At 59.0% G+C, this 746-nt stretch carries 1 protein-coding gene; it reads left to right on the forward strand.

Annotated elements, in window-relative coordinates:
* Positions 1-82: 82 nt before the first annotated feature.
* On the forward strand, positions 83-746 hold a 664-nt coding region (locus IHV84_RS20210; protein ID WP_198848169.1), incomplete at its 3' end, for an IS630 family transposase.

Below are 746 nucleotides of genomic sequence, written 5' to 3' on the forward strand. Positions count from 1 at the left end.
CTAGTGTCCTGAGTTAAAAATTCATTGAATTATTTTCCCTAACGGTGATCAGTCGTGTAGTGTGTTGTACGACGAGGTGGCCATGAGCGGAAGACCAAAGACTCCATTGGTGTTGGGCGCGACGGAGCGAGAGCAACTGATTGCGCTGACCAAGCGTCGCAAGACAGCGCAGGCCTTGGCCCTGCGAGCGCGGATCGTGCTCGCTTGCGCAGAGGGCTTGGACAACAAAGTGGTGGCAGCGCGCCTGCGGGTCACGCAGCAGACGGTTTCCAAGTGGCGGGGCCGTTTTGTTGAACTTCGCATGCAGGGTTTGTTGGATGCGCCACGTCCTGGCGCTCCGCGCACGATTGAAGATGAGCGCGTCGATGCAGTGATCGCCAAGACGCTGGAGTCTGTGCCAGTTGGCGCGACTCATTGGAGTACCCGCACCATGGCCCACGCAATGGGCATGTCACAGACGGCTGTCAGTCGAATCTGGCGGGCTTTCGGTCTACAGCCGCACCGCCAGGAGACGTTCAAGCTCTCCAGTGATCCGCTGTTTGTCGACAAAGTCCGTGACATCGTCGGCTTGTACATGGACCCGCCCGTCAAGGCGATGGTGCTGTGCGTGGATGAGAAGAGCCAGATACAGGCGCTGGACCGCACACAGCCGATCTTGCCGCTGGCACCAGGTATTCCTGAGCGCAGAACGCACGACTACATGCGCCATGGAACGACGACGCTGTTTGCGGCACTGGACATTGCCA

This window comes from Acidovorax sp. IB03, from assembly GCF_016406015.1.
In the GTDB taxonomy this organism is placed as follows: domain Bacteria; phylum Pseudomonadota; class Gammaproteobacteria; order Burkholderiales; family Burkholderiaceae_C; genus Acidovorax; species Acidovorax temperans.